This window comes from Thermus islandicus DSM 21543 (assembly GCF_000421625.1).
Lineage (GTDB): Bacteria > Deinococcota > Deinococci > Deinococcales > Thermaceae > Thermus > Thermus islandicus.
Window position 1 is genome coordinate 25,301 of record NZ_ATXJ01000008.1, and the last position, 26,399, is coordinate 51,699.

The following is a 26,399-nucleotide window of genomic DNA, read 5'->3' on the forward strand; positions in this document are numbered from 1 at the left end:
AGGAGCCATGGAAAAGGTGGCCTTCCTCGGTCTTGGGGCCATGGGCTACCCCATGGCGGGGCACCTGGCGCGGCGCTTTCCCACCCTGGTCTGGAACCGGACCTTTGCCAAGGCCCTAAGGCACCAGGCGGAGTTCGGCTCCGAGGCCGTGCCCCTGGAGCGGGTGGCCGAGGCCCTGGTGGTCTTCACCTGCCTGCCCACCACCAAGGAGGTGGCGGAGGTGGCCGAGGCCCTCCTGCCCCACCTCCGGCAGGGCACCTACTGGGTGGACGCCACGAGCGGGGAGCCCGAGGCGAGCCGGAGGCTCGCCGAGCGCCTGAAGGAGAAGGGCGTCACCTACCTGGACGCCCCCGTCTCGGGGGGCACCTCGGGGGCCGAGGCGGGCACCCTCACGGTGATGCTGGGGGGCCCCGAGGAGGCGGTGGAGCGGGTGCGGCCCTACCTCGCCTACGCCAAGAAGGTGGTCCACGTGGGGCCCGTGGGGGCGGGGCACGCGGTGAAGGCGGTCAACAACGCCCTCCTCGCCGTAAACCTCTGGGCGGCGGGGGAGGGGCTTTTGGCCCTGGTGAAGCAGGGGGTTTCGGCGGAGCGGGCCCTCGAGGCCATCAACGCCTCCTCAGGCCGCTCCAACGCCACGGAGAACCTGATCCCCCAAAGGGTCCTCACCCGCGCCTTCCCCAAGACCTTTGCCCTGGGGCTTCTGGTGAAGGACCTGGGCATCGCCATGGGGGTTCTGGACGGGGAGAAGGCCCCAAGCCCCCTCCTGCGCCTCACCCGGGAGGTCTACGAGATGGCCAAGCGGGAGCTCGGCCTCGAGGCCGACCACGTGGAGGCCCTGAGGCTTTTGGAGCGCTGGGGCGGGGCAGAGATCCGCTAGCGGTTCAGGATGTGGATGGCCTGCTTGTGGAAGGCCTCCGCCGCCTCCATGAGCCCCTCGGAGAGGGTGGGGTGGGCGTGCACGGTGAGGGCGAGGTCCGTGACCGTGGCCCCCATCTCCAGGGCCAGGGTGGCCTCGGCGATGAGCTCCCCGGCCTGGGGGCCCACGAGGAAGACCCCGAGGAGGAGGTCGGTTTCCGCGTCCCCCACCACCTTGACCATTCCCTCGGCCCCGCCCAGGGTGAGGGCCCGGCCACTGGCGGCCAAGGGGAACTTCCCCACCTTCACCTTGTACCCGGCCCTCCTCGCCTCCTCCTCCGTGAGGCCGACCCCCGCCCACTCGGGGGAGGTGTAGACCACGCTCGGGACCTGGTAGTCAAAGGCGCTCTCCTTGCCCGCGGCGTTCTCCGCCGCCACCAGGCCTTCCTTCATGGCCTTGTGGGCGAGGAGGGGTGGACGGGCCACGTCCCCGATGGCGTAGATTCCGGAGGCGGTGGTTTCCATCTTCTGGTTCACCTTAACGAAGCCCTTTTCGTCCACCGCCACCCCCGCCTTTTCCAGGCCGAGGCCCTCGGTGCGGGGCTTCCGGCCCACGGCCACCAGGATCTTGTCCACCACCAGGGTTTCCCCCTTGCCCCCCTGGGCGGGCTCGAGGGCCACGTGGAGCCCGTCCTTTTGCCTCTCATACCCTACCGCCTTGGTGCCGGTTAGGACCCGGATCCCCTCCTTCTCCAGGGCGCGCCTTAGGAGGCCTGCGGTCTCGGGGTCCCCGGCGGGGAGGATCTCCGGCATGTACTCAATGAGGGTCACCTCAGCCCCAAGGCGGCGGTAGATCTGGCCGAACTCCAGTCCCACCGCCCCGCCCCCGATGACGAGGAGCCTCTTGGGGATGCCCTCCTCCACCTTCAGGGCCCGGGTGGAGTCCCAGACGTCTTCGCCGAAGGGAAAGCCCTTTAGGCTTGCGGGTTCGCTCCCCGTGGCCAGGATGAAGGTCCTCGCCCCGTAGCGCTTCCCCTCCACCTCTATCTCCTTGGGACCGGTGAAACGGGCGAAGCCCCGGGCGAGGTCCACCTTGTTGCCCTTGAGGAGGGTGCCCACGCCCCCGGTGAGCCTCCCCACCACCTGATCCCGCCAGGCCCCAAGCTTCCTTGGATCCAGCTCGGGCTTGGCCTTCAGGCCGAAGCCCTCGGCCACCTTGAGGTGGTGGAGGGTCTCGGCGGCGTGGAGGAGGGCCTTGGTGGGGATGCAGCCCACGTTGAGGCAGACGCCCCCCACCTCGGCGGCCTCCACCGCCAGCACCTTCAGGCCGAGCTGGGCCGCCCTTATGGCGGCGTGGTACCCCCCGGGGCCCGTACCGATGACGATTAGGTCGTAGCGCTCCATAGGGGCCATCCTACATTTCCAGAAGCAAGAGGTCGGGGTTTTCCAGGAGCCTTATGACCTCCCGGGTGAACATGGCCGCCTCCGCCCCGTCCACCAGGCGGTGGTCAAAGGAGAGGGAGAGGAACATGATGTCCCGCGCTTGGATGGAGCCGTCCGGCATGACCCAGGGGCGCTTCCTTATGGAGTGCACCCCAAGGATGGCCGCATCGGGCAGGTGGATGATGGGGAAGCTCAAGGTGGCCCCCACGGAGCCGATGTTGGTGATGGTGAAGGTGGAGCCCGAGACCTCCTCGGGGGCGAGGCGGCCTTCCCGCGCCTTTTGGGAGAGCTCCGCGATCTCCTTGGCGAGCTCCAGGACGCTCTTCCGGTCGGCGTCCTTCAGCACAGGCACGATGAGGCCCCTTTCCGTGGCCACGGCGAGGCCGATGTGGTAGTAGCGCTTGTAGACGATCTCCTGCCTCTCCTCGTCCAGGCTGGTGTTGAGCATGGGGAACTTCTTCAGGGAGCGCACCACCGCCTTGACGATGAAGGGCAAGTAGGTGAGCTTTACCCCCTGGCGCTCGGCCTCGGGCTTGAGCCGCTCGCGCAAGTGGACGAGCTCCGTGAGGTCCGCCTCGTCCACGTTCAGGGTGCGCACGGTGTAGAGGTGGCTCTGCCAGAGCCCCTGGGCGATGCTGCGGCGGATGCCCCTAAGGGGCATCCGCTCCTCCAGGGCCTCGTACCCCTTGGGCGGGGCGTACCTGGGCGGGGGCGGGAAACCGGGGGCCGGCGCCTCGGGCTCCCGGGTGGCCTCGGCGGGGGCGGGTGGGGCCTTGCGGCTTGCCGCATAGGCCCGCACGTCCTCCACCCGGACCCTGCCCATGGGCCCCGATCCCGGCACCTCCTCAATGGGGATCCCGAGCTCCCGGGCGAGCTTTCTCGCGGCGGGGACGGCCAGCACCCTCCCTGTCCGGACCTCCTCCTTGGGTTTTTCGGCGAGGAAGGGATTTTTTACGGTCACCTGGGTGGGGTCCGGCTTGAAGAGGGAGAGGTCCTCCTTTTGCTCCTTAGGAGGAAGCCCCGGCTCCACGATGGAGCGCTCCTCCACCGCCTGGACCGGGGGGGCCTCCTTCACCCCCTCCACCGCCTCCCCGGGCTCGGCGAGGAGGGCGATGGGGGCGTGGACCTTCACCACCTCCCCCTCCTTGGCGAGCTTCTTCAGGAGCACCCCCTCGTAGGGCGAGGGTAGCTCCACCGTGACCTTGTCGGTCATGACCTCCACGAAGGGTTGGTCCTTCTTGAGGTAGTCTCCCTCCTCCACCAGCCACTTGAGGATCTCGCCTTCCACCACGCTTTCGGCGAGCTCGGGCATGAGGATTTCCTTGGCCATACTCCTCCTCTACAGGTCCAAAAGGCGCTCAAGGGTTTTGCGGTCCACGCCACGGGCCTCCGCCACCGCCCTCAGGATTCCGGCCAAGGTACCTACCTTCAGCGGCCGGTACAGGGGGATGGTGACGGCGCGTTCACCCTTTGGGCCTTTCCAGACCATGCGCACGTGGCTTCCCGTTTGCCGCTCTACCTGGTAGCCCAGGCGGGCCAGTTTTTGGACGAGCTCCTCCCCGGTGAGGTCGCGGGGAAGCTTCACGGGACCAGGACCTCCTCGCGGACGAAGTGCAGGCGGATGATGGGGGGGGCTTCTTCGCCGAAGTGGCACCGCACCGCGTCCCGCACCATCTCCTTGAGTTCCTCCCAGGTTTCTCCCTCCGTGAAGATGGCTTCTCCCAGGGCCCGTGCCACGAACCCCCCCTCTTCTGCCTCTTCCACCAAGAAGATGACTTCCCTCGGCATATCAGTAGTCTAGCGCCCGCTTGGCGGCGTTCAGGATGCGGGTGACGGTGGGCATGTAGAGCTTGTCTTGGGCGTAAGGGTAGGGGGTGTCAAACCCCGTGACCCGGAGGGGCGGGGCGAGGAGCATGTCCAGGATGTCCTCGGCGATGGTGGCCGCTACCTCGCTCAGGAAGCTCGCGTGGCGGGGGGCGTCGGCCACCAGGACCGCCCGGCCCGTCTTGGCCACGGAGTGCATCACCGCCTCGTAGTCCCAGGGCATGAGGCTCCTTAGGTCCAAGACCTCGGCAAAGACCCCGGCCTTGGCGAGCTCCTCCGCCGCCTGCAAGACCTCGGGCATCACGGCGCCGTAGCCGATGAGGCTGAGGTCCTTTCCCTCCCGCCTCAGGGCGGCCTTGCCGATGGGAAGGGTGTAGTCCTCCTCGGGCACCTCCTCCTTCACCGAGCGGTAGAGCCTCTTGGGCTCTAGGAAGACCACGGGGTCCTCGTCCCGGATGGCCGCCTTCAGAAGCCCCTTGGCGTCGTAGGGGGTGGAGACGGCCACCACCTTGAGCCCGGCGGTGTGGACGAAGTGGGCCTCGGGGCTTTGGGAGTGGTGGTGCCCGCCCCTCACCCCGCCCCCCGAGGGCATCCGCACCACCAAGGGGGCGGCGAACTGGCCCCCGGAGCGGTAGCGAAGCTTGGCCACCTGGCTTACGAGCTGGTCAAAGCCCGGGAAGACGTAGTCGGCGAACTGGATCTCGGCCACGGGCCTCAGGCCGTGGACGGCCATGCCGAGGGCGGCCCCGAGGATGGCCGCCTCGGAGAGGGGGGTGTCCAGGACCCGGTCGCGGCCGTACTTCTGGAGAAGGCCCTCGGTGACCAAGAAGACCCCACCTCGCTTCCCCACGTCCTCCCCCAGGACCACCACCTTGGGGTCTTTGGCCATCTCCTCGTCCAGGGCCCGGTTCAGGGCCTGCACCATGGTCATCACGGCCATGACGCCCCCCTTAGAGCTCCTCCTTGAGGAGGGCCTCCTGCCTCTTAAGGTGCCAGGGCTTCTCGGAAAGGACGTCGTCCAACATCCACTCGGGCGGCACAGGCCCCGCCTCCTCCGCCTCCTTCAGGGCCTTTTCCAGCTCCTCGCGGAGCTCCTCCTTGAGGTTCTCCTCCCACTCCTCGTTCCAGAGGCCTTTGGCCTCGAGGAAGCGCCGGAAGCGGGGAATGGGGTCCCTCTTCCGCCAGGTCTCTACCTCCTCCTTGGGCCGGTAGCGGCTGTCGTCGTCGGCGGAGGAGTGGGGCCCGTAGCGGTAGACCCTGAGCTCCACCAGGCTCGGGCCTTCCCCCATCCTGGCCCGCTCCACCGCCTCCTTGACCACGTAGTAGCTCGCCAGCACGTCCATCCCGTCCACCAGGTAGCCGGGGATGCCGAAGGCGTGGGCCTTGTCGGCGAGGGTGGGGCTGTGGGTCTGGCGGCGGTAGTCCACGCTGATGGCGTAGAAGTTGTTCTCGGCGATGAAGACCGCGGGCGCCCCCTGCACGGCGGCGAAGTTGATCCCCGCGTACCAGTCCCCCTCGCTCGTGGCCCCGTCCCCGAAGGTGCAGACCGCCACCTGCCCCGTGCGCAGGAGCTTCATGCTGATGGCGGCCCCCGCGGCGGGGGGCACGTGGGAGGCGATGGGGCTCGCCACGGTGAAGAGGTTGAGGGCCTTGGAGCCGGGGTGCTCGGGCATCTGGCGGCCCTTGTTGGGGTCGGCCCGGGTGGCGAGCATCTGGCCGAAGAGCTCCTTAAGGGGTACCCCCAGGGCCAGGGCCAGGCCGTGGTCCCGGTAGTAGGGGAAGACCCAGTCAAAGCCGGGCCTTAGGGCGTGGGCGATGGCCACCTGGGCGGCCTCGTGCCCCGCAGCGGGGGCGATGAAGCTGGTCTTGCCCGTGCGGATGAGGATGGTGTAGCGCTCGTCCAGCATCCGGGCGGCCAGCATGTCCCGGTAGAGCCTTCTTAGCTTGTCCTCCTCGAGGTCCAGGGGAAAGTCCCCCAGCCACTCCCCCTTCTCCCCCATAAGCCTTATGGGCTCCTGGGTGAAGGGCTGGAACCGGCGGGTGTCCTTGACCATAAACCCTCCTTCCTGAAGCGCTTTTGGCGCCCTCAGAGCCTTCCCTGGGTAAGGGTCCGGGCTCCTTTTCGGGGTGGGGGTGGGTCCCACTTTCCCTTCGCCCCGAGTATACCCCTTAACGCCCCCTCCTTCCTGGCGCACGCGGGGTAGGATGGGGGCGTGCGCCTGCGGGTGGTGGCGGTGGGCAGGCCCAGGCTGGCCTACGCCCGCCTGGGGGTAGAGGAGTACGCGGCCCGCATCCGGCGCTACGCCCCCTTGGAGCTCTTCTACGTGCGGGAGGAAAGGGAACTCCTCCCCAAGGCCGAGGGCCACCGGAGGGTGGTCCTGGACGAGCGAGGGAAGCTTTTCACCACGGAGGCGTTCTCCCGCCTCCTCCGCTCCTTTGAGGGGGAGCGGGTGGCCTTTCTGGTGGGGGGGGCGGAGGGGCACCCCGAGGCGGTGCGGCGGGGGGCGGACGTGCTCCTTGCCCTTTCCCCCCTCACCCTCCAGCACGAGCTGGCCCTCCTGGTGCTTTTGGAGCAGCTCTACCGGGTCCTCACCCTAAGGGCGGGGCACCCCTACCACCGACCATGACCTACGAGGCCTTCGTGAAGCTGGTGGAGAGGCTCTGGGACGAGATCCCCGAGGACTTCAAAAGGGGCCTCCAGGGGGTGCACGTCTTCCCCGAGGCCAAGCCCGAGCCGGGCCTTCCCGGGGTGTGGCGGCTCGGGGAGTACCTGGACCCTGGTCCGCCCTCGGCCTTTGGGGGATTTGAAGGCCTCGGGCGGCACATTGCCCTCTACTACGGCTCCTTCCAAAGGGTGGCGGGGAAGGGGTTTAAGTGGGAGGAAGAGGTGTGGGAAACCCTCCTCCACGAGCTTAGGCACCACCTGGAGTCCCTGGCGGGGCGGGACGACCTCGTGCAGGAGGACCTCAAGCGCCTGGACGCCTTTCGCCGGGGCGGGCTTCCGGAGGAAGGGTAGGGCTTTCCTGCGAAAGGGGCCTGCGCTCCGCATAGCCCCCGGAGAGGGGATGGTAGTGGGCCACCTCGGGCTCCCCCTCCTGCCAGCAGAGGAAGACCACCTCGCCCCCAAGGCGGGCGGGGAAATCCACCAGGCCCCGGTCCAGATCCTTGAGGAAGACCCCCAGGGAGGCCAGGTAGCGGGCGTCGGCCTCGAGGGTGCCGAGGAGGAAGCGGGCCTCCTCCTCCAGGGCCCGCCGCAAAAGCCCCCGCGCCTCGGGAAGGCGCTTCTGCGCCTCCTTGAGCTCCTCCCTGGCCTGGCGCATCTCCCCGAGAACCCGCCTAAGCTCGGGCAGAAGGGCGTCCGCCTCTTCCTTGGTGAAGATCCGGACGAACATACCTGCCCTTAGCATAGCATTTTTGATTAGGAAAATCTAAGCCTGGCTCACTCAATTAGGGGCAGGAGCTCCACCTCCCCCGCCCCCACCCGCCGCCCGCCCACCAGAAGGCTCCCGTCGGGGAGGACGTCCTCCGCCAGGCCCTCCACCACGCCCCTCGGGGTGTGCACCCGGACCTTTCGGCCCAGGGTGCAGGAGGCCTGGCGGTAGCGGGCGAGGAGGGCCTGGGGGTCTTCCAGGAGGGGGAGGAGGGCCTCGAGGTGGAGGAGGAAGCCCTCCAGCACCTCCTTGCGGGAGAGGGCCAAGAACTCCTGCAAGGAGGCCGCTCCCTCCGGGGCCCAGGCCACGTTCATCCCCACGCCCAGAAGGGCGTAGATCACCTCCTCCCCCTCCGCCTTGGCCTCGAGGAGGACCCCGGCGAGTTTTCTTCCGTCCGGGGCGAGGAGGTCGTTGGGCCACTTGAGCCCTCCCACCCCCACCGCCTCAAAGAGGGCGAGGCCGGCGAGGAGGGGAAGGAGGCTTAAGGCGGCGAGGGGCAGGGTGGGCCTGAGGAGGAGGGAGAAGGTGAGGCTCGCCCCGGGGCGGCTCTCCCAGGCCCTTCCCCGGCGGCCCCGCCCCCTTTCCTGCACCTCGGCCAGGACCAAGGCCCCCTCGGGGACCCCTTCTTCCGCCCAGGCCCTTAGGACGTCCTGGGTGCTCCCCACCCGGCCCAGGTAGCGGTAGGGCCTCCCCAGGCGCCCCGGGGGTTGGAAAAGGTGGGGCAGGGGAGTCCCGGGGAGGATGCGGTAGCCCTTGCGGGAGACCTCCACCGGATAGCCTTCCGCCTGAAGCCGCTTCGCTTCCTTGGAGACCGCCGCCCGGCTTACGCGAAGTTGCCGGGCCAGGGCCTCCCCGCTCCGGTAGGTCTCGTCCAATAGGTCCAAAAGCCCGCCCATCCCTAGGCGAGTTCCACCTGGGAGAGGTCGCCCAGGATGAGCCGGTGGGCCCGGGGGAGGCCGTTGCGGCTTTTCACCTCGGCCCCCACCCCCAGGAGGCTCTCCTGCAGGCGGAGGCCCACGTTTTCCAGGAGGGCGTGGTCCTCGAGGATGGAGTACTCCACCTCCGAGCGCACCACCCGCGCCCCCGGGCCCACGGAGGTGAAGGGCCCCACATAAGCCTCCTCCACCACCGCCCCCTCCCCGATGAAGGCCGGCCCGATGACGGTGCTTCGCACCACCCTGGCTCCCTTTTCCACCACCACCCGGCCGGTGAGGGCGCTCTCCTCCACCTCCCCCTCCACCCTGGGGGCAAGCTCCTCCAGGAGGAGCCGGTTGGCGTCCAGGAGGTCCTGGGGCCGGCCCGTATCCTTCCACCAGCCCTCCACCTCCACCCCCACCACCCGCCGCCCCCGGTCAATAAGGCCTTGGATGGCGTCGGTGATCTCGTACTCCCCCCGGGCAGAGGGCTTCAGGTCCTGGATCACCTCCAGCACCTCCGGGGTAAAGACGTACACCCCCGCCACCGCCAGGTCCGAGGGGGGGTCCTTGGGCTTTTCCAACAGGCGCACGATCCTTTCCCCTTCCAGGACGGCCACCCCGAACTGCCTTGGGTTTTCCACCCGCACCAGGGCCAAGACGGCGCTCACCCCCTCCCGGAAGGCCTCCAGGTAGGGCCGGATCCCCCGCTGGAAGAGGTTGTCCCCCAGGTAGAGGACAAAGGGGCTTCCCCGGAGGAACTCCCCGGCCACCGCCACCGCGTGGGCCAGGCCCTGGGGTTCCTCCTGGAGGATGTAGCGGACGGGGTAGCCAAGGAGGGCCTCACGGATGTCCTTCTCCGTTTCCGGGGAGACCACCACCCCGATCTCCGCCACCCCGGCCTCCTTCAGGTTTTCCACGGCGTAGTGGATGATGGGCCTTCCCGCCACGCGGATCACGGGCTTGGGCCGGGTGTGGGTGAGGGGGCGGAGGCGCGTTCCCCTCCCTGCGGCCAGGATCAGCCCCTTCATGCCTGGGAGTATACCCCCTACAATAAGGGGGGAGATGTCCAGCGCCCTCACCCGGGTGGCCTACGCCTACGACCGCCTCCGGGCCTACCCGCCGGAGGTGGCGGGCCGCATCGCCACGGGGATCGCCAACGCCCTCCAGGCCAGGGGTGAGGAGCCTACCCTCCTCGAGCTCGGCGTGGGCACGGGGCGGATCGCCCTGCCCCTCATCGCCCGCGGGTACCGCTACATCGCCTTGGACAGCAACCCGGCCATGCTGGAGGTCTTCCGGCAGAAGGCGGCGGGGGTGATGCGCAAGGTGCGCCTTCTCCTGGCGGACGCCCGGGACATTCCCCTGCCCGCGGAGGAGGTGCACGGGGTGATCGTGGTCCACCTGTGGCACCTCCTTCCCGACTGGCCCCGGGCCCTGGCCGAGGCCTTGAGGGTGCTGAAGCCGGGCGGGGCCCTCCTCGAGGGCTGGGACCAGGTGGAGGCCGAGGCGGAGTGCCGCCTGCAGGCCAGGTGGCAGGCCCTGGTGGCCGAGGAGGGCTTTTCCGTGGCCCGGGGGGTGCACCGGAGGAGGCTTGCCGAGGTGGAGGAGGCCCTGAGGCGGCTTGGCCTCAGGCCCAAGACCCGGGAGGTGGTAGCCTGGCGGGAGGAACGCACGCCGAGGGAGGCCCTCGAGGCCTTGAGGGAGAGGCTCTACTCCTTTACCCAGGGGGTGCCTAAGGAGGTCCACGAGCGGGCCATGGCGAGGCTTGCCCTTTGGGCGGAGGCGGAGTTCGGCGATCTGGACCGTCCCTTTCCCGTGGAAAAGCGCTTTTTCCTGCGGGTTTCCCGCCTGACCTGAAGATGAAGCGGATCAGGGTGCGCACGCCCAAGGAGGGCCTGGTGAACATCACCCGGGCGGTGGAGGGGGTTTTGGAGGGCCACACGGGCCTGGTCTACCTCTTCGTGCCCCACACCACCTGCGGCCTCACCGTGCAGGAGGGGGCGGACCCCGATGTGGCCCACGACCTCCTCCTGCGCTTGAGCGGGCTTGCGCCCAAGGCCCATCCCCAGGACCGCCACGCCGAAGGGAACAGCCACGCTCACCTGAAAAGCCTCCTCACCGGGGTGTACCTCCTGCTTCCGGCGGAAGGGGGGCGCCTGAGCCTGGGGCGCTGGCAACAGGTCTTTCTGGCGGAGTACGACGGGCCTAGGGAGCGGGAGGTCTGGGTGCGGCTCCTCTAGACCCAGCGGACCTCCTCCACGCTCTTCACGCCCTTGAGGGCCTGGACCAGGGCTTCCCGTTCCCCATCCCCCACGGTGAGGCGGAGGCGGATGCGGGCCTTGGGCCCGAGGATGCGGGTCTCCGAGCCCAAGGCGCTTTTCCCCGCCTCGGCCACCACCTGCATCACGTCCCGGAGGAGCCCGGCCCGGTCCTGGGCCAAGACCTCGAGGGTGGCCACCTTGCCCCCCACCCCCTCCCAGTAGGCCCCGATGACCCGGTCGGCCTCGGGGCCCTGGAGGATGCGGCGCAGGTTGGGGCAGTCCGCCCGGTGGACCGTGACCCCCCGGCCCCGGGTGACGAAGCCCAGGATGCTGTCCCCCTTCATGGGCTCGCAGCAGGAGGCCAGGCGGATGGGGGCCTCGAGGTCCTGGTCCAGCCGGATGCCCCAGGCGTTCTTGGGGGGAGGCTTGGGTTTTTCCGGCTTGAGGAGGGCCTTGGGGTAGATCTTCTCCGCCACCTGCTTGGGGGTGAAGCGGTTCAGGGCCAAGGCCAGGTAGAGCTCCTCGGGGGACGGGGTGAGGCCCAGCCTTTTGGCCGCCTCCTCCAGTTGGCTGTCCGTGGGCTTGGGCAGGCCCTTCCGCTTCAGGTAGCGCTCCAGGAGGCCCTGACCCCGCTCCAGGATCTCCTGGCGCTCCTGGGCGCGGAAGTACTGGCGGATCTTGCTCTTGGCGGTGCGGGTCTTGGCGAACTCCAGCCAGCCCTTGGAGGGGCGGGCGTTCTTGGCGGTGAGGATCTCCACGATCTCCCCGTTTTGCAGCTCGTAGGAGAGGGGGACGATGCGGCCGTTGACCTTGGCCCCCACCATGTGGTGCCCCACCTCGGTGTGGATGTGGTAGGCGAAGTCCACGGGGGTGGCCCCCTTGGGCAGGTTGATGATCCGCCCCTTGGGGGTGAAGACGAAGACCCGGCCCCCCAAAAGGTCCCGCGTCACCGCCTCCACGAACTCCCGGGAGCTACTGAACTCCTGCTGCCATTCCTGGATGTTCTTCAGCCAGGAGACCCGCCGCCGCATCTCCTCGGGGTCGGTGAGGCCCTCCTTGTAGAGCCAGTGGGCGGCGATGCCGTACTCGGCCACCCGGTGCATCTCCCGGGTGCGGATCTGCACCTCCAGGGGCAGGCCCTCCAGGGCGATGACCGTGGTGTGGAGGCTTTGGTAGCCGTTGGGCTTGGGCACGGCGATGTAGTCCTTCACCCGCCCCGGGATGGGTTGCCAGAGGGCGTGGACCAAGCCCAGGACGTGGTAGCAGACCTGCTTTTCCCGCAGGCCCCGGGCCGCCTCCGTGGGGCTCGGCTTGGGGTCCAGGATGACCCGCACCGCCAGGAGGTCGTAGATCTGCTCCAGGGCCTTGCCCTCCCGCTCCATCTTCTTCCATATGGAGTAGAGGTGCTTGGGGCGGCCCGTGATCTCAAAGCCCTGGATCTGGGCCTGGAGGAGCTCGTCCCTCCCTAAGGCGCCCTCCAGCACCTCCATGGCCCGCCGCACCAGGCGCTCCCGGGCCTCTTGGGTCTCCTGGAGGCGGGAGAGGAGGGCCTGGTAGGCCTCCGGGTAGAGGTAGCGGAAGGACAGGTCCTCCAGCTCCCACTTGATCTGGCCCATCCCCAAGCGGTGGGCCAAGGGGGCGTAGATCTCCAGGGTTTCCTGGGCGATGCGCCGCTGCTTCTCGGGGGGCAGGTGCTCCAGGGTGCGGAGGTTGTGCAACCGGTCCGCCAGCTTCACGATGATGATGCGCACGTCCTCCGCCATGGCGATGAACATCTGGCGGAGGTCCTCGGCCCGCCTCTCCTCGCCCTCGAGGTTGGCCAGCTTGTAGAGCTTGCTGACCTTGGTCTCCCCCTCCACAAGGCGGCGCACCGTGGGACCGAAGCGCCTCTCCAGCTCCTCCCCCGGCACCCCGGAGTCCTCCATGGTGTCGTGGAGGAGGCCCGCGGCCACGGTGTCCGCGTCCATGCGCAAGGAGGCCAGGATCTCGGCCACGGCCACGGGGTGGGTGATGTAGGGCTCCCCGCTTTTTCTCAGCTGCCCCCGATGGGCCTCCTCGGCAAAGGTGTAGGCCTCCCGCACCTTCTCCTGCTCCTCTGGGGAGAGGTAGGCGAGGCTCGCTTCCAGTTGGGCCCAAAGGGCTTCGCGGACGACCACTGGTTCCAGTCTAGCACTTAAGGGCCGAGCTCCAGGAGGAAGGCGGAGAGGGCGGGCCTTTCCAGGAGGGCCACCAGGGTCCTGGCCCCGTAGGGGGCGAGGACCAGGGCCTGCTCCCCGAAGAGGGCCGCCGCGGGACCCCGCTTCTGCTTTAGGGCCTCGTCCAGCCGGTCCAGGGCCTGCTTCCAGGAAAGGAGGGGCTCCCGGGGCAGGGGCGGGGCCTCCTCCAGAAAGCCCAGGGCCCTGACCCCGGGCAGGCGGAGGCGGTCCAGGTCCTGGGGGGGCTCCTTCGGCTCAAGGGCCCCCAGGAGGGCCTCGAGGTCCGCCCCCCGGATCTCCTGGAGCACGGCCTTGGCGGCCTCCGCCTCCTTCTCCAGCTCCCGGAGGAGGGCCTCGGCCTGGGCCAGGGTCCTCTCCACCCGCAAAAGCCCCTGGGGACCCAGCCGGGGAAGCCGCTCCTGAACCTCTCTCAGCACCTCCAGGAGGGGCCTGAGCCGGCGCTGGGTCTCGCTCTGGAAGCCCTGGAGGCGGGCGTGGGCCTGGAGGAGGGCGGTGAGGCGGGTGAAGATCTCCTCCCGCTTGGCCTCGAGCCGCCGCTTCAGGGCCTGGAGGGCCCGGGCGATGGGGGCGGGGTCGGGGAGGGGCTTGGTCTTCTCCGCCTCCAGCGCCCGGAGCACCCCCTCCCCGCCGAAGCCCCGGAAGCGCTCGGCCACGGCCTTCAGGCGGGCAAGCTCCTCCAGGGCCCTCTGGCGGGCCTGGGCCTCGGCCTCGGCCAGGCGCGTTCTCAGGGCCTCGAGGTCGGGGAGCCTCCCCTCGGCCAGGGCCTTGGCCGCCTCCTCCACCGCCTCCCCCAGGCCTAGGGCCAGGGCCTGGGGCCTCAGGGCGCTTAGGGCCTCCTCCGCTTCCCGGAGCTTGGCCTTAAGGAGGGCCTCCTCCCCTTGGGCCTTGAGGAGGGCAGCGTAACGGGAGCGAATCTCGGGAAGCCGTTCGGAAAGCTCTTCAGGGGAGAGGGCTTGCAGCTCCTCCAGGAGGGGAAGGAAGGCCTCCCCCCTGTCCTTCAGCTCGCGGATGAGGGCCTCTTGCTCCTCTTTAAGGCGCCTTTCGGCCTCCTCGCGCCGCCTCGCCTCCTCCTTAAGGCGCCGAAGCTCCTCCTCCAGGGGGAGGAGGTCGGGGAGGCCGCCTTCCTTTAGCGTCTCCTCCGCCAGGCGCAAGGCGCTCTCCAAGGGGGCCTTGGCCGCCTCGGGGAGGGGAAGGGTCCTGAGGTTCTCCTCTAGCTGGATGAGGCGGGCCCGCTTCTCCGCCCGCAGGTTTCGCTCGGCCTCCTGGAAGGCCTCTTCCAGAAGCCTAAGCTTCTCCCCCGCCGGGGTTCCCGCCTCCAGGAGGGCCTGGACCTCGGCGAGGAGCGGGCTTACCGTGGCCCGTTCCAGGAGGGGGGCGTAGCGGGAGAGGAGCCCTTCCAGCCTACGCCGTTCCTCCTCCACCTCCAGGGCTTCCAGGCGCCTCGCCGCCTCCTCGGGGAGGGCCTGGAGGTCTATGATGAGCTCCCCTTCCAGCTCCTCCGCCTCCTCCACCGTGAGGAAGACGTCCGTGGGGTTCTTGGGTGCCTCCTCCTGGGTCTCAAAAACGATCTCCGGCAGGGTAGGGGCTCGGGCCACGCTGGACTCCAGGAGCTTCCTCAGCTCGAGGGCGAGCCCCCGGGCCCGCTCCACCTCCGCGGGGGCCAGGAGGCCCTCCGCCTGGGCCTGGCGCACCGTGGCCACCAGGCTTTCCAGGCGGCGCACCTTGGGCCCGCCCAGGTGGCGCACCCGCTCCAGGCTCTCCTCCAGGTGGGCCAGGTCCTGGGCCTGGCGCAGGAGGGCCTCCTCCAGCTTCTCCTCCAGGGCCTCCAGCAGGGTTTCCGCCTCCCTGTGGAGCTCAGGGTTCGCCCCTTGGCGGAGGTGGTTCACGAGGGCGCGGTAGCGGGCCACCTCGGGCCAGTCCAGGTAGAGCCCGAAGCGCTTTAGGCCCGCCTCGAGGACCTCGAGGTCCACGGGCGCGGCGATCTTCCCCAGGGCCTCCTCCACCACCCGGCGGGCCTCCCCCGGGCTGAGCCTAGCCTGGAGCTCCCGGAAGGCGAGGCCCTTCAGGAGGGTCTCTGCGTCCTTTGGGGTGAGCTCTTCCGGGCGCTTTCCCAGGCGTTTCAGGCCCTCCTGCATCACCGCCTCGGCCCTGGCCCCCAGGTGGGGGCGGAGGGCCTCCAGGATCACCCCGTAGAGGTTCGGCATCCCCACCAGCCTACACCTCCTTGCCCGGCCTCGAGGCCTCCTCCAAGTAGACCTTCCGGTGCGGGTAGGGGATCTCTATGCCCTCCCGGTCCAGGCGGTTTTTGATGCGGCGGCGGAACTCCCGGGCCACGGCCCACTGCTCGGCGGGTTTGGTGCTGAAGAGGACCCGGATGACCACGCCGGAGTCCGCCAGGTTCTGCACCCCTAAGACCTCGGGGGGCGCGGTGAAGCGCTCCTGCCACCCGGGGTCCTCGTAGAGGCGGAGGGCCTCGTCCCGGAAGACCTCGAGGACCCGGTCCAGGTCCTCCTTGTAGGCCACCCCCACGTCCACCACCGCCCGGCTCCACTCCTGGGTGAGGACGGTCACCTGGCGCACCTCGGAGTTGGGGAAGAAGTGGACCCTTCCTTCCAGGTCGCGGAGCACCGTGAGGCGCAGGGTGAAGCGCTCCACCTGGCCGCCCACGCCGCCGATCTGCACGATGTCCCCCACCCCGTACTGGTCCTCTAGGAGGATGAGAAAGCCGTTGATGAGGTCCCGGACCAGGTTCTGGGCGGCCAGGCTCAGGGCAAGCCCCGCCACGCCCGCCCCCGCCAGGAGGGCGGTGACGTTGAGGCCCAGGTTGGCGAGGAAGAGAAGCCCTCCCATTCCCACCACCGCCACCTTGAGCGCCGACTCGGAGACGGCCCTGAGGGTCCGCCTGCGCACCGCCTCCCGGGTGTGGGCCTCGCCCTCGGGCTCGGGCAGGCCCCGGAGGAGGAGGGGCACCAGGCGGTAGCCCAGGAGGGTGAGGGCCAAGATGGCGAGGGCGGTAAGCCCCTGCCTTCCCAGCCAGAGGGAAAGCCCCCGGCCCCAGGAGCGGAAGGGCTCGTGGGGGAGGCCTAAGGCGTGGGCCAGGTAGCTGAGGGCGGCCAGGGCCACCCCCCCCCACCAGAGGAGGCTAAGGAGCCGGAAGAAGCGGCTCTCCCCCTCCTGGGGCGTGAGGCGGCCCAGGGCGTTCAGGGCCCGGGCCCCGTAGCGGCCCAGAAACCAGGCCAGGAGGAGGACCAGGGCCACTTCCAGCCAAGGCGCCATGGGGCCAATATACCCAAGGGCGGCCGGGTATAGTGGGGCCTATGGAAGGGCATACCCCTGAACCCACCCACACCCTCGAGGGCTGGCATGTCCTCCACGACTTCCGCCTTTTGGACTTTCCCCGCTGGCGCAAGGCCTCCCCCCTGGAGCGAGAGGCCGCCTGGGAGGAGCTTCGCGGCCTCCTCGCCGAGTGGCGGCGGGTGGAGGAGGAAGGCCGGGGAGCCTTCGGCGTCTACCAGGTGATCACCAAAAAGGCAGACCTCCTCTTCCTGAACCTGAGGGAGGGCCTGGACGCGCTTTTGAACCTGGAGGCCGCCCTCAACCGGAGCCTCTTGGCGGAGTACCTCCTTCCCGCCTACGGCTTCTACTCCGTGGTGGAGCTGGGAAGCCAGGAGAAGCCCCTGAACCCCGAGTCCCCCTACGTCAGGTCCCGCCTTACCCCGGAGGTGCCCAAGTCGGGCTACATCTGCTTCTACCCCATGAACAAGAGGCGCCAAGGGCAGGACAACTGGTACCTGCTCCCCGCCAAGGAGCGGGCCCGGCTCATGCGGGCCCACGGGGAGACGGGCCGGAAGTACCAGGGGAAGGTGGTCCAGGTGATCAGCGGGGCCCAGGGCCTGGACGACTGGGAGTGGGGGGTGGACCTTTTCAGCGAGGACCCCATCCAGTTCAAGAAGATCGTCTACGAGATGCGCTTTGACGAGGTTTCGGCGCGCTACGGCGAGTTCGGGCCCTTCTACGTGGGCCGGTACCTGGACGAAGGGGCCCTTGCCCGTTTCCTGGGCGTAAGCTAGGAGCATGGCGCTTTTCTGGGCCCTTGGCCTCTTCCGCCTCCTCCCCGAGTTCCGGCGCCTCGAGGCCGAGCACCAGGAGCACCTCAAGGAGGAGTTCGCCCTTTGCCTGCACCGTTTCCGGGAGCGGGCCGGTTTTCTCAAGGCCTACAGCCTGGTGGGCTTTTCCGCGGAGGCAGACCTCCTCCTCTTCCAGGGGGTGGGGGACCTGAAGGCCCTCCAGGCCTTCCGCCGGGAGGCCAACCGGACCCGGATGATGGGCTTTCTGGAGGCCCGGGACCTCTTCCTGGACCGGGGCGAGGGGGCGCCCGGGGAGGGCCCTTTGGCGGTCTTCCCCCAGGGCTTAAAGGGCTCGCCGCCCCCGGGGACCAGGCTCCTTGCGGGGCTTCGGGTGGCCCTTTTGGAGGGTCCTCTGGAGGCCCTTTTCCCCGTGGCTGCAGCGGAGGGGGGGTATCTGGGCTTCCCCCGGGGCTTCCGCGAGGCCCTGGACGACCTGGGCTAGCGGAGGCGCTTCAGGGCCTCCTTGATGAGCTCCTGGGCCCGGGCCTTGGGGTTTCGGCTTAGGAGCTCCAGGACGATGGCCCTCGCCTGCCCCTCCTTGAAGCCGAGGGCGGCCAGGGCCAGGACGGCCTCCTCCGCGGCCTCGCTTTCCACCTTCTCTCCGGCGAGGAGCTGGGGGGGCACCTTCCCCTTGAGCTCCAGGGCAAGGCGCTCCGCAAGCCTTTTCCCCACCCCGCTCGCCGAGGTGAGGAGCCTCAGGTCCCCCTCCGCCAGGGCCCGGGCGAGGAGCCTGGGGGGGAGGGCGGAGAGGAGGGCGAGGGCCACCTTGGGCCCCACCCCGCTCACGGAGAGGAGGAGGTCAAAAAGGGCGAGGCTTTCCTCCTCGGGGAAACCGTAGAGGGCGAGGCCCTCCTCCTGGAGCCTGAGGTGGGTGTGGACCGCCACCTCCTCCCCCTCCTTTAGGGCCTGGAGGAAGGGGCTTGGGGCCTGGAGGAAAAACCCCACCCCCCCCACGAGGAGGAGGAACCCCCCCTCCCCCTTCTTGAGCACCTGCCCCTTGAGGTAGCGGATCATCGCCCCTGGAACCGGGGCGGGCGCTTCTCCCGGAAGGCCCTCACCCCTTCCTCGTGGTCCAGGGTGCGCCCCGCCTCGCCCTGGAGGATGGCCTCGAGGGCCAGGGCCTCCGTGAGGGAGAGGCGGTAGGTCTCCAGGAGGAGCTTCTTGGTGAGGGCATAGGCCCGGGTGGGGCCCTCCGCCAGCGTCCGGGCCAGGCCCAAGGCCTCCTCCATGAGGCGCTCCCCGGGCACCACCCGGTGGACCAGGCCCAGGGCCAAGGCCTCCTCTGCCGAAAGCCTGGGGGAGAGGTGGAGGAGCTCCTGGGCCTTGGCCAGGCCCACCAGGCGGGGCAGGAGGAAGCTCATCCCCGAGTCCGGCACCAGGCCGATGCGGACGAAGGCGGGGGTGAAGCTCGCCTCCTTTGCCGCGAGGCGCAGGTCCCCCCATAGGGCGAGGCTCATGCCCGCCCCCGCGGCCGCCCCGTTCACGGCCACCACCAGGGGCTTCTCCAGGCCCGCCAGGGCCTCCACCACCCGGTTGTAGCGGCGGAGGTGGGCCTCGTAGTCGGGCTTCGCCTCGCCGAACTCCAAAAGGTCCTGCCCCGCGGAGAAGGCCTTTCCTGCCCCCGTGAGGAGGAGGGCGCGCACCTCCTTGTCCCCGCTGGCTTCTTCCAGGGCGGCGTGGAGGGCGTCAAGAAGCTCCCCGGTGAGGGCGTTGAGCCTTTCGGGCCGGTTCAGGGTGAGGACCAAAACGCTTCCTTGGCGCTCCTTCAGGACCATGGCCCCATTGTAAAGGGGCGGGGCATCTACACCGGTTTTTGGTGTAGCGTAGTGGAGGGGGCGTGGCCCCCTGGGAGGCAGGATGGAGCTAGCGCTGGAAAGCCAAGGCTACCTGGAGGCCCTGTACCGGGCCTACCTGGAGGACCCCTTTTCCCTGCCCGAGGAGTGGCGCCGCTACTTCTCCGCCCTCGCCCTGGAGGACGGCCGACGAGAACCCCTGGCGGGGGAGGCTTTGGACCTGGCCTTCCTCCTCAAGGTGGAGCGCCTGGTGCAAGCCCACCGGGAGCTCGGCCATCTGGCGGCCCGGATAGACCCCCTGGGCCGGGAACGGCCGAGGCCCAGGGCGCTCACCCTCGAGGCCCACGGCCTCTCCCGGGAGGACCTGGCAAGGCCCCTCCCTCCCCCCTTCGGGGCCCCCAGCCTAGGAGCGCTTCTGGACCGCCTGGAGGCCACCTACCTCGGCCCGGTGGGGTGGGAGCTCGCCCACGTGGACCCCGAGGAGCGGGCCTGGCTCCTCGCCCAGGTGGAGTCCCCCTGGCCCCGGCCCGATCCCGAGACCAGGCGGCGGCTCCTCAGGGCCCTCATGGAGGCGAGCCTCTTTGAGGAGTTCCTGCAGCGGAAGTACCTGGGGGCCAAGACCTTCAGCGCCGAGGGCCTGGAAAGCCTCATCCCCCTCCTCCAAGAGGCCATCCTGGAGGCCGCGAGGCACGGGGTGCGGGAGGTGGTCCTGGGCATGGCCCACCGGGGGCGGCTCAACGTCTTGGCCCACGTGGTGGGCAAGCCCTTTGAGCGTATCTTCCGCGAGTTTGAGGAGATCTTCCCCGAGGGGTACTCAGGGGACGTGAAGTACCACCTGGGCTTCTCCAGCGACCGGGAAACCCCCTTTGGCCCGGTCCACGTCTCCTTGAACTTCAACCCAAGCCACCTGGAGTTCGTGAACCCCGTGACCCTGGGGAGGCTTCGCGCCAAGCAGGACCGCTTCGGCGACCGAGAGAGGCGGCGGGGCCTGGCCATTCTGGTCCACGGGGACGCCGCCTTTATCGGGGAGGGGATCGTCCAGGAGACCCTGAACCTCTCCGGGCTTCCGGGCTACCGGGTAGGGGGGACGCTCCACGTGGTGGCCAACAACCAGCTGGGCTTCACCACCCTGCCTTCCGAGTACACCTCCTGCCCCTACCCCACCGACGTGGCCAAGATGGTGGGCGCCCCCATCTTCCACGTGAACGCCGAGGCCCTGGACGAGCTCTGGTTTGCCCTCCGCCTGGCCCTCGCCTACCGCCAGCGCTACGGCAAGGACGTGGTCCTGGACCTCGTGGGCTACCGCCGGCGGGGGCACAACGAGTCGGACGAGCCCACCTTCACCCAGGCCCCCATGTACGCCCTCATCGCCAAGAAGCCCGCCCCCTGGCGGGTCTACGCCGAGCGCCTCCTGGCCGAGGGGGCCGTGGGGGAGGAGGAGCTTAAGGCCTGGCAGGAGGCCTACCTGGAGCGTTTGGAGGCCGAGTTCGCCCGGGTCAAGGCCGAGCCCGGCCCCGTGGTCCCCCACGGGCTTTCCGGGGTCTGGCAGGGCTATGTGGGCGGGCCCGACCACCGGGTGCCCGAGGCCGACACCCGGGTGCCCAAGGAGGCCCTAAAGAACCTCTTGGTGCGCCTTTCCACCCCCCCTGAGGGCTTCCGGGTGCACCCTAAGCTCAAGCGCTTCCTCGAGGCCCGCCAGGAGATGGCCGAGGAGAAGCGCCCCGTGGACTGGGCCGCCGCCGAGGCCCTGGCCTTGGCCACCCTGGCGGTAGAGGGGCACAGGGTCCGCCTCACGGGCCAGGACGCCCTAAGGGGCACCTTCACCCAGCGCCACGCCGCTCTCTACGACTACGAGACGGGGGAGCCCTATGTTCCCCTAAAGCACCTGGCGGAGGGGCAGGCGGAGGTGGAGATCTGGAACTCCCCCCTCTCCGAGGCCGGGGTCCTGGGCTTTGAGTACGGCTACAGCCTGGACTACCCCGAGGGCCTCGTGCTTTGGGAGGCCCAGTTCGGGGACTTCGTCAACGTGGCCCAAGTCTACATAGACCAGTTCCTGGCGAGCGCCGAGGCCAAGTGGAACCGCCTCTCGGGCCTCGTCCTCCTCCTGCCCCATGGCCTCGAGGGCCAGGGCCCCGAGCACTCCTCGGCGCGGCCTGAGCGCTTCCTCCAGCTCGCCGCCCGGGACAACCTGCAGATCGCCTACCCCACCACCCCCGCCCAGCTTTTCCACCTCCTCCGCCGCCAGGTGAAGCGCCCTATCCGCAAGCCCTTGGTGGTCCTCACCCCCAAGAGCCTCCTCCGCCACCCCGAGGTGGTCTCCCCCCTGGAGGAGCTCGCGGAAGGGCGCTTCCAGAAGGTGATCCCCGAGCGGGTCAAGGGGGCGAGGAAGGTCCTCCTCACCTCGGGCAAGGTCTACTACGACCTCCTGCAGCGGCGCCGGGAGCTTGGGGCCTTGGACGTGGCCATCCTGAGGCTGGAGCTCCTCTACCCCTTTCCCGAGGCCGAGCTTAGGGAGGCCCTCGGCTTCTACCCCAAGAAGGTCCCCGTGGTCTTTGTGCAGGAGGAGCCGGTGAACCAGGGGGCTTGGTGGTACCTCTCGGCCCGCTTCTGCGGGGAGATCTTTGGCCATCCCTTCTCCGTGGTGGCCCGGCCCGAGTCCCCGAGCCCCGCCGTGGGCTCCTCCAAGGTGCACCGGCTGGAGCAGGAGGAGCTCCTCGAGGAAGCCTTCAAGTGAAGGGAGGTATGCGGTGCAGGAGCTGAAAGTGCCCTCCGTGGGCGAGAGCATCGTGGAAGTGGAGATCGGCGCCTGGCTCAAGGGGGAGGGCGAGCGCTTCGCCCAGGACGAGCCTCTGGTGGAGCTCATCACCGACAAGGCCACCTTAGAGCTCCCCGCCCCCTTCTCGGGGACCCTGAAGCAGATCCTGAAGAAAACCGGGGAGACCGCCCGGGTGGGGGAGACCATCGCCCTCCTGGAGGAGGGGGCGGCGGAGGCCAGGCCCCAGGCGCCTGCCGAAGCCCCTAAGGAGGCTTCCCCGGAACCCCTGGCCATGCCTGCCGCCCTCCGCCTCATGCAGGAGAAGGGGGTCGCCCCGGAGGAGGTCCGGGGCACGGGCCTGGGCGGCCGCATCCTTAAGGAGGATGTGGAGCGCCACCTTAGGGAGCGGGAAGCGCCTTCCAGACCCGCCGAGCCCGCCCCACCTTCCCCTCCGCCCCCTTCTCCCCAGGCCCCCGCCGACAAGCCCTGGCGGGTGGACGAGGCCGTGCCCATGACCCCATTGCGCCGCCGGATCGCCGAGCGGCTTCTTCAGGCCCGCCAGACCACGGCCATGCTCACCACCTTCAACGAGGCGGACATGTCGGCGGTCATCGCCTTGAGGAAGGAACTCGGGGAGGCTTTCCAGAAGAAGCACGGGGTCAAGCTGGGCTTCATGAGCTTCTTCGTCAAGGCTGTGGTCCAAGCCCTCAAGGAGATCCCCGAGCTCAACGCCGAGATCCGGGACAACCACATCGTATACCACCGCTACTACGACATCGGGGTGGCCGTGGGCGGCGGGGAAGGGCTGGTGGTGCCCGTGATCCGGGACGCCGACCGGCTTTCCTTCGCCGAGATTGAGCAGAGGATCGCGGACTTCGCCGAGCGGGCCCGCACCAAGAAGCTCCGCCCTGAGGAGCTGATGGGCGGAACCTTCACCATCACCAACGGTGGGGTCTACGGTTCCTTGAACTCCACGCCCCTTTTGAACCCTCCCCAGGTGGGCATCCTAGGCATGCACGCTATCCAGGAGCGCCCCGTGGCCCGGGATGGGCAGGTGGTGGTCCGCCCCATGATGTACCTGGCCCTCTCCTACGACCACCGCATCGTGGACGGGCGGGAGGCGGTCACCTTCCTGCGCCGGGTCAAGGAGCTGGTGGAGAACCCTGTGAGGCTCCTTCTGGAGGTGTAGGGTGTACGACCTCCTGGTGATCGGCGCCGGACCTGGGGGGTATGTGGCGGCCATCCGGGCGGCCCAGCTCGGGATGAGGGTGGGGGTGGTGGAGAAGGAGAAGGCCCTGGGGGGGACCTGCCTTAGGGTGGGGTGCATCCCCTCCAAGGCCCTCCTGGAGACCACCGAGCGCATCTACGAGGCCAAGAAGGGCCTGGTGGGGGCCAAGGTGAAGGGGGTGGAGCTGGACCTTAAGGCCCTCATGGCCCACAAGGACAAGGTGGTCCAGGCCAACACCCAGGGGGTGGAGTTCCTCTTCAAGAAGAACGGGATCGCCCGCCACCTGGGCACGGCCCGCTTCCTTTCCGACCGGAAGGTCCTGGTGGAGGAGACGGGGGAGGAGCTTTCCGCCCGCTACCTCCTCATCGCCACGGGAAGCGCCCCCCTCATCCCCCCCTGGGCCCAGGTGGACTACGAGCGGGTGGTGACCTCCACCGAGGCCCTGGCCTTCCCCGAGGTGCCGGAGAGGCTCATCGTGGTGGGGGGCGGGGTGGTGGGCCTCGAGCTCGGGGTGGTCTGGCACCGCCTGGGGGCGGAGGTCCTCGTCCTGGAGTACCTGGACCGGATCCTCCCCACCATGGACCTCGAGGTCTCCCGGGCGGCGGAGCGGATCTTCAAGAAGCAGGGCCTCATCCTTCGCACCGGGGTGCGGGTCACCGCCGTCTTTCCCCAAGGAAAGGGGGCCCGGGTAGAGCTTGCGGGGGGCGAGGTCCTGGAGGCGGACCGGGTGCTTGTGGCCGTGGGCCGGAGGCCCTACACCGAGGGGCTTGGCCTGGAAAACGCTGGGCTCGCCCCCGACGAGAAGGGCCGGATCCCCGTGGACGAGCACTTAAGGACCCGCGTTCCCCACATCTACGCCATTGGGGACGTGGTCCGCGGGCCCATGCTGGCCCACAAGGCGAGCGAGGAGGGGATCGCCGCCGTGGAGCACATGGCGAAAGGCTTCGGCCACGTGGACTACCAGGCCATCCCCAGCGTGGTCTACACCCACCCCGAGGTGGCCTCCGTGGGCTACACCGAGGAGGAGCTGAAGGCACAGGGCATCCCCTACAAGGTGGGGAAGTTCCCCTACTCCGCCTCGGGCCGCGCCCGGGCCATGGGGGAGACGGAGGGCTTCATCAAGGTCCTCGCCCACGCCAAGACGGACCGGATCCTGGGGGTCCACGGGATCGGGGCCCGGGTGGGGGACGTCCTGGCCGAGGCGGGCCTCGCCCTCTTCTTCAAGGCGAGCGCCGAGGATCTCGCCCGCGCCCCCCACCACCACCCCTCCCTTTCCGAGATCCTCAAGGAGGCGGCCCTGGCGGCGTGGGATAGGCCCATTCACCTCTAGTACCCTTGCCTCCGGAGATCGCCCCCGTGCTGGCGCAAGCCAGCACGGGGTGGTAGAAAACCCCCTCCTGGCGCACGCCAGGAGGGGAAGCGGGGTCCCCTTAGAAGGCCGGCGCGCTGGCGCCTAGGCCCACGCCGAGCCGGTAGAAGTAGCCGGGGCCCTGCTGGCCGTTGGCCTCCTCCAGCTTGAGGTAGTAGGTGCCGGCTTGGGAGGCTTGGTAGGAGATCTGGGCGGGGCTCGAGGGGCTTTCCTGGGCGCTAGCCAAAACGGTGGTGCCGTCCGGGGCGAGAAGGGTGAGCTTCACCGTGCCCAGGCCCCCCACCAGGCGGCTTGCCGCCCGCAAAGCCAGGGTTTGCCCCTGTTGGAGGGAAAGCGCGTAGACGTCCACGTCCGGTCCCCCCTGGGGCAGGCCGAACTGGGCCAGGTTGTTGGAGTCAAAGGCGGCGCTCAGGGTGAAGGCCGGGGGGAGAGGGCCGAAGAGCTGGCCGAGGTCTGTGGCCTTTTGGGGCGTGTCGTTCCGGGCCAGCGGGTTCCCCGGCGTGACCTCGTAGGGGTCCGCCTGTTGCCTTAGCACCGCGAGGGCTTCCCCCCCGGGGAGGACGCTCACCGCCCCCTGGACGGGGTCCTCGCTGCCGCCTAAGAAGATCTGGCTCGGCCCGCCCACCAGCACCTGGTACTGGCCCGGAGGGCTCTCCAGGAAGAGGGCCGGGCCTGCGGGGCTGGTTTGGGCGTACATCTGCTTGCCGCTTTGGTGGACCAGGGTGACGTTGCTGAAGGGGACGAAGGGTAGGAGGTCGGTGGTGACGAGGCCCCCAGGGGCGAGGCGGGCGTCGGAGCCTTTGTTGAGCACCAGGATCCCGATCTGGCTTCCGGGAGGGGGGAGCTGGCTCGGGCTTTGCAGGCCCCGGGCCATTTGAACCGCCCGGCCCACGTTGACCCGGCCTGCCCCCATTCCGGCGACCACGTCTACCGGTCCCTGCACGGGGTCGGCCGTTTGTTGGAGGATCCGGAGCACCTGGTAGGGGGTAGGGTTGAGCCCGTTATCCCTGAGCACCTGGAGGACCACCGCGGCCGAGCCAGCCACCACGGGTCCCGCCGCCGAGGTGCCACCGAAAAGCCAGGTGCCCGTCCCTAGGTTGACAAAGGTGGTGAGGACGTCCTCGCCGGGGGCCGAGAGGTCCACCCAAGGGCCGTAGGTGGAAAAGCCCGTCTTCTCGTCGTAGGGGTTGGTGGCGGCCACGGCGATGAGCCCGGGCAGGCCGGAGGGGAGGTGGTAGGCATCGCGGTAATCGTTGCCCGCGGAGGCCACCACAATGACCCCGTGGAGAAGGGCGTAGTCAAAGGCCTCCTTGAGGAGGTAGCTGTACCCTCCCCCGCCCCAGGAGTTGTTGAGCACGTCCACCCCGTGGTCCACCGCCCAGACCAGGGCTTGGGCCACCCCGAAGTCCCCCGCGTACCCTCCGTTCTGCCCTCCGAAGATGACCAGGGGCCTGAGGCGGGCGGCGGTGCTGGGGTTGCCGTTGCCTCCGGCCACTCCCGCCACGTACTGCCCGTTGTTGGAGAGGGCCGCGGCCATTCCGGCGGAGCCCGAGCCGTGGGTGTCGCGGTTTTGCTGCCCCTGGAAGGGGGCGGTGGGGGCGAAGGCCTGGAGGGTGAAGGCGTTGAACCCGGGGAGACACCGGGTGCGGGCGGGCTGGTCGCAGAGGTCGGGGTGGCTGCGGTCAAAGTCGGTATCCACGATGCCGATGGTCACCCCCCGGCCCACCCCGCCCTGGTCCCAGGCCGCCGGGGCCCCGATCTTGGGGATCCACCACTGTTGGGGGAGGAGGGGGTCGTTGAAGGCCGCCTGGGGGGCGATCCCTTGGGTGGCAGTCCTAGGGTTGGGCAGGGGGATGGGGCTTCGGTCAAAGCGGTTGGGCTCGGCGTACCGGGCCAGGCCCAGGACGCGCCGGGCGGCCTCGGCCTGGGCAAGCCCCGAGGGGAGTTCCAGGAGGGCGGCCTTGAGCTCGGGCAGGGTGGCGATCACCCGCGCCCCCAGGAGGCGGGACACCGCCTCGAGGTTCCCCTCGTCCCGGTAGCCCACCACGAGCTGCCGCTCGGGGGGGGTGGCCAGGGCGGGGTTGAGGGGGGCTGGACCTTCCGAGGCCCGCTGGCCCAGGTTGCCGCAGGCAGTCAGGAGGCCGGCCAGGCCGAGGAGGAGGCTGGTGAGAACCTTCCGCATA

At 69.4% G+C, this 26,399-nt stretch carries 25 protein-coding genes; 10 read left to right on the forward strand and 15 right to left on the reverse strand.

What is annotated here, in order from left to right:
• The first annotated feature begins 7 nt into the window (after positions 1-7).
• On the forward strand, positions 8-877 hold the full coding sequence (locus tag H531_RS0108395) for an NAD(P)-dependent oxidoreductase (protein WP_022798908.1): 870 nt from the start codon (positions 8-10) through the stop codon (positions 875-877).
• On the opposite strand, the gene lpdA (H531_RS0108400) is transcribed toward H531_RS0108395, so the two are convergent.
• Genes lpdA (H531_RS0108400) through H531_RS0108425 form a run of 6 tightly spaced genes read right to left on the reverse strand, consistent with a single transcriptional unit; the run spans position 874 to position 6,176 of the window.
• Positions 874-2,259, reverse strand: coding sequence for a dihydrolipoyl dehydrogenase (gene lpdA, locus H531_RS0108400; RefSeq protein WP_022798909.1), 1,386 nt, complete (start codon positions 2,257-2,259; stop codon positions 874-876). The genes H531_RS0108395 and lpdA (H531_RS0108400) overlap by 4 nt on opposite strands.
• Positions 2,260-2,269: 10 nt before the next feature.
• Entirely contained in the window at positions 2,270-3,628 is a 1,359-nt protein-coding gene (locus H531_RS0108405) for a dihydrolipoamide acetyltransferase family protein (RefSeq protein WP_022798910.1), read from the reverse strand.
• A gap of 9 nt (positions 3,629-3,637) precedes the next feature.
• The gene (locus H531_RS0108410) at positions 3,638-3,883 is read right to left on the reverse strand and encodes a type II toxin-antitoxin system HicA family toxin (RefSeq protein WP_022798911.1); all 246 of its coding nucleotides are present in this window, start codon (positions 3,881-3,883) and stop codon (positions 3,638-3,640) included.
• Positions 3,880-4,086, reverse strand: coding sequence for a 2-oxoisovalerate dehydrogenase E1 subunit beta (locus H531_RS0108415; protein WP_022798912.1), 207 nt, complete (start codon positions 4,084-4,086; stop codon positions 3,880-3,882). The genes H531_RS0108410 and H531_RS0108415 overlap by 4 nt, the downstream gene beginning before the upstream one ends.
• A gap of 1 nt (position 4,087) precedes the next feature.
• Positions 4,088-5,062, reverse strand: a complete 975-nt coding sequence (locus tag H531_RS0108420) for an alpha-ketoacid dehydrogenase subunit beta (protein WP_022798913.1) — start codon at positions 5,060-5,062, stop codon at positions 4,088-4,090.
• A gap of 10 nt (positions 5,063-5,072) precedes the next feature.
• Positions 5,073-6,176, reverse strand: a complete 1,104-nt coding sequence (locus H531_RS0108425; RefSeq protein WP_028490747.1) for a thiamine pyrophosphate-dependent dehydrogenase E1 component subunit alpha — start codon at positions 6,174-6,176, stop codon at positions 5,073-5,075.
• A gap of 159 nt (positions 6,177-6,335) precedes the next feature.
• Between H531_RS0108425 and H531_RS0108430 the strand changes: the two genes are divergently transcribed.
• Both H531_RS0108430 and H531_RS0108435 read left to right on the forward strand, forming a co-directional pair.
• A complete protein-coding gene (locus H531_RS0108430) occupies positions 6,336-6,749 on the forward strand; it encodes a 23S rRNA (pseudouridine(1915)-N(3))-methyltransferase RlmH (protein ID WP_022798915.1) in 414 nt (137 codons plus the stop codon).
• Positions 6,746-7,138: a metallopeptidase family protein gene (locus H531_RS0108435; protein ID WP_022798916.1), complete on the forward strand. Its 393-nt coding sequence runs from the start codon at positions 6,746-6,748 to the stop codon at positions 7,136-7,138. The genes H531_RS0108430 and H531_RS0108435 overlap by 4 nt, the downstream gene beginning before the upstream one ends.
• Here the strand turns inward: H531_RS0108435 and H531_RS0108440 are convergent.
• The 3 genes from H531_RS0108440 to H531_RS0108450 are packed head-to-tail and all read right to left on the reverse strand — an operon-like array spanning position 7,089 to position 9,498.
• A complete protein-coding gene (locus H531_RS0108440) occupies positions 7,089-7,514 on the reverse strand; it encodes a DUF2203 domain-containing protein (protein WP_022798917.1) in 426 nt (141 codons plus the stop codon). The genes H531_RS0108435 and H531_RS0108440 overlap by 50 nt on opposite strands.
• Before the next feature lie 47 nt (positions 7,515-7,561).
• Positions 7,562-8,449 carry a biotin--[acetyl-CoA-carboxylase] ligase gene (locus tag H531_RS0108445; protein ID WP_022798918.1) on the reverse strand — a complete coding sequence of 296 codons (888 nt, stop codon included), beginning with the start codon at positions 8,447-8,449 and terminating at the stop codon, positions 7,562-7,564.
• Between the two features lie 2 nt (positions 8,450-8,451).
• Positions 8,452-9,498, reverse strand: a complete 1,047-nt coding sequence (locus tag H531_RS0108450) for a glucose-1-phosphate thymidylyltransferase (RefSeq protein WP_022798919.1) — start codon at positions 9,496-9,498, stop codon at positions 8,452-8,454.
• Positions 9,499-9,532: 34 nt separating this feature from the next.
• Here H531_RS0108450 and H531_RS0108455 point away from each other — a divergent pair, with 34 nt between their 5' ends.
• Positions 9,533-10,324: a class I SAM-dependent methyltransferase gene (locus H531_RS0108455; protein WP_022798920.1), complete on the forward strand. Its 792-nt coding sequence runs from the start codon at positions 9,533-9,535 to the stop codon at positions 10,322-10,324.
• A 2-nt stretch (positions 10,325-10,326) separates the two neighbouring features.
• Positions 10,327-10,707 carry a secondary thiamine-phosphate synthase enzyme YjbQ gene (locus tag H531_RS0108460; RefSeq protein ID WP_022798921.1) on the forward strand — a complete coding sequence of 127 codons (381 nt, stop codon included), beginning with the start codon at positions 10,327-10,329 and terminating at the stop codon, positions 10,705-10,707.
• On the opposite strand, the gene H531_RS0108465 is transcribed toward H531_RS0108460, so the two are convergent.
• Genes H531_RS0108465 through H531_RS0108475 form a run of 3 tightly spaced genes read right to left on the reverse strand, consistent with a single transcriptional unit; the run spans position 10,704 to position 16,220 of the window.
• The gene (locus H531_RS0108465; protein WP_022798922.1) at positions 10,704-12,884 is read right to left on the reverse strand and encodes a RelA/SpoT family protein; all 2,181 of its coding nucleotides are present in this window, start codon (positions 12,882-12,884) and stop codon (positions 10,704-10,706) included. The two genes, H531_RS0108460 and H531_RS0108465, sit on opposite strands and share 4 nt — an antisense overlap.
• Positions 12,885-12,901: 17 nt before the next feature.
• Complete coding sequence (locus H531_RS0108470; RefSeq protein WP_022798923.1) at positions 12,902-15,148, reverse strand: hypothetical protein; 2,247 nt, start codon at positions 15,146-15,148, stop codon at positions 12,902-12,904.
• Between the two features lie 10 nt (positions 15,149-15,158).
• On the reverse strand, positions 15,159-16,220 hold the full coding sequence (locus tag H531_RS0108475; RefSeq protein ID WP_022798924.1) for a mechanosensitive ion channel family protein: 1,062 nt from the start codon (positions 16,218-16,220) through the stop codon (positions 15,159-15,161).
• Positions 16,221-16,261: 41 nt separating this feature from the next.
• Between H531_RS0108475 and hemQ the strand changes: the two genes are divergently transcribed.
• Entirely contained in the window at positions 16,262-17,014 is a 753-nt protein-coding gene (hemQ, locus tag H531_RS0108480; RefSeq protein ID WP_022798925.1) for a hydrogen peroxide-dependent heme synthase, read from the forward strand.
• A 4-nt stretch (positions 17,015-17,018) separates the two neighbouring features.
• A complete protein-coding gene (locus tag H531_RS15095) occupies positions 17,019-17,513 on the forward strand; it encodes a hypothetical protein (RefSeq protein ID WP_022798926.1) in 495 nt (164 codons plus the stop codon).
• On the opposite strand, the gene ruvA is transcribed toward H531_RS15095, so the two are convergent.
• Both ruvA and H531_RS0108495 read right to left on the reverse strand, forming a co-directional pair.
• Positions 17,510-18,085: a Holliday junction branch migration protein RuvA gene (ruvA, locus tag H531_RS0108490; RefSeq protein WP_022798927.1), complete on the reverse strand. Its 576-nt coding sequence runs from the start codon at positions 18,083-18,085 to the stop codon at positions 17,510-17,512. The genes H531_RS15095 and ruvA overlap by 4 nt on opposite strands.
• The gene (locus H531_RS0108495) at positions 18,082-18,846 is read right to left on the reverse strand and encodes an enoyl-CoA hydratase/isomerase family protein (RefSeq protein WP_022798928.1); all 765 of its coding nucleotides are present in this window, start codon (positions 18,844-18,846) and stop codon (positions 18,082-18,084) included. The genes ruvA and H531_RS0108495 overlap by 4 nt, the downstream gene beginning before the upstream one ends.
• An 82-nt stretch (positions 18,847-18,928) precedes the next feature.
• On the opposite strand from H531_RS0108495, the gene H531_RS0108500 reads away from it, so the two are divergent.
• The 3 genes from H531_RS0108500 to lpdA (H531_RS0108510) are packed head-to-tail and all read left to right on the forward strand — an operon-like array spanning position 18,929 to position 24,177.
• On the forward strand, positions 18,929-21,598 hold the full coding sequence (locus H531_RS0108500) for a 2-oxoglutarate dehydrogenase E1 component (RefSeq protein WP_022798929.1): 2,670 nt from the start codon (positions 18,929-18,931) through the stop codon (positions 21,596-21,598).
• 13 nt (positions 21,599-21,611) lie between these two features.
• A complete protein-coding gene (gene odhB, locus H531_RS0108505) occupies positions 21,612-22,808 on the forward strand; it encodes a 2-oxoglutarate dehydrogenase complex dihydrolipoyllysine-residue succinyltransferase (RefSeq protein WP_022798930.1) in 1,197 nt (398 codons plus the stop codon).
• 1 nt (position 22,809) lies between these two features.
• On the forward strand, positions 22,810-24,177 hold the full coding sequence (gene lpdA, locus H531_RS0108510) for a dihydrolipoyl dehydrogenase (RefSeq protein WP_022798931.1): 1,368 nt from the start codon (positions 22,810-22,812) through the stop codon (positions 24,175-24,177).
• A 100-nt stretch (positions 24,178-24,277) separates the two neighbouring features.
• Here the strand turns inward: lpdA (H531_RS0108510) and H531_RS0108515 are convergent, their stop codons facing one another.
• Complete coding sequence (locus tag H531_RS0108515) at positions 24,278-26,398, reverse strand: S8 family serine peptidase (RefSeq protein ID WP_022798932.1); 2,121 nt, start codon at positions 26,396-26,398, stop codon at positions 24,278-24,280.
• Between the last annotated feature and the right edge of the window lies 1 nt (position 26,399).

Excerpts from the sequence above, each read along its gene's own strand:
- H531_RS0108395 (WP_022798908.1), top strand. The coding sequence starts at position 8 with ATGGAAAAGGTGGCCTTCCTCGGTCTTGGGGCCATGGGCTACCCCATG.
- lpdA (WP_022798909.1), bottom strand. The coding sequence starts at position 2,259 with ATGGAGCGCTACGACCTAATCGTCATCGGTACGGGCCCCGGGGGGTAC.
- H531_RS0108405 (WP_022798910.1), bottom strand. The coding sequence starts at position 3,628 with ATGGCCAAGGAAATCCTCATGCCCGAGCTCGCCGAAAGCGTGGTGGAA.
- H531_RS0108415 (WP_022798912.1), bottom strand. The coding sequence starts at position 4,086 with ATGCCGAGGGAAGTCATCTTCTTGGTGGAAGAGGCAGAAGAGGGGGGG.
- H531_RS0108420 (WP_022798913.1), bottom strand. The coding sequence starts at position 5,062 with ATGGCCGTGATGACCATGGTGCAGGCCCTGAACCGGGCCCTGGACGAG.
- H531_RS0108425 (WP_028490747.1), bottom strand. The coding sequence starts at position 6,176 with ATGGTCAAGGACACCCGCCGGTTCCAGCCCTTCACCCAGGAGCCCATA.
- H531_RS0108435 (WP_022798916.1), top strand. The coding sequence starts at position 6,746 with ATGACCTACGAGGCCTTCGTGAAGCTGGTGGAGAGGCTCTGGGACGAG.
- H531_RS0108440 (WP_022798917.1), bottom strand. The coding sequence starts at position 7,514 with ATGTTCGTCCGGATCTTCACCAAGGAAGAGGCGGACGCCCTTCTGCCC.
- H531_RS0108445 (WP_022798918.1), bottom strand. The coding sequence starts at position 8,449 with ATGGGCGGGCTTTTGGACCTATTGGACGAGACCTACCGGAGCGGGGAG.
- H531_RS0108450 (WP_022798919.1), bottom strand. The coding sequence starts at position 9,498 with ATGAAGGGGCTGATCCTGGCCGCAGGGAGGGGAACGCGCCTCCGCCCC.
- H531_RS0108455 (WP_022798920.1), top strand. The coding sequence starts at position 9,533 with ATGTCCAGCGCCCTCACCCGGGTGGCCTACGCCTACGACCGCCTCCGG.
- H531_RS0108460 (WP_022798921.1), top strand. The coding sequence starts at position 10,327 with ATGAAGCGGATCAGGGTGCGCACGCCCAAGGAGGGCCTGGTGAACATC.
- H531_RS0108470 (WP_022798923.1), bottom strand. The coding sequence starts at position 15,148 with ATGCCGAACCTCTACGGGGTGATCCTGGAGGCCCTCCGCCCCCACCTG.
- H531_RS0108475 (WP_022798924.1), bottom strand. The coding sequence starts at position 16,220 with ATGGCGCCTTGGCTGGAAGTGGCCCTGGTCCTCCTCCTGGCCTGGTTT.
- hemQ (WP_022798925.1), top strand. The coding sequence starts at position 16,262 with ATGGAAGGGCATACCCCTGAACCCACCCACACCCTCGAGGGCTGGCAT.
- H531_RS15095 (WP_022798926.1), top strand. The coding sequence starts at position 17,019 with ATGGCGCTTTTCTGGGCCCTTGGCCTCTTCCGCCTCCTCCCCGAGTTC.
- ruvA (WP_022798927.1), bottom strand. The coding sequence starts at position 18,085 with ATGATCCGCTACCTCAAGGGGCAGGTGCTCAAGAAGGGGGAGGGGGGG.
- H531_RS0108495 (WP_022798928.1), bottom strand. The coding sequence starts at position 18,846 with ATGGTCCTGAAGGAGCGCCAAGGAAGCGTTTTGGTCCTCACCCTGAAC.
- H531_RS0108500 (WP_022798929.1), top strand. The coding sequence starts at position 18,929 with ATGGAGCTAGCGCTGGAAAGCCAAGGCTACCTGGAGGCCCTGTACCGG.
- H531_RS0108515 (WP_022798932.1), bottom strand. The coding sequence starts at position 26,398 with ATGCGGAAGGTTCTCACCAGCCTCCTCCTCGGCCTGGCCGGCCTCCTG.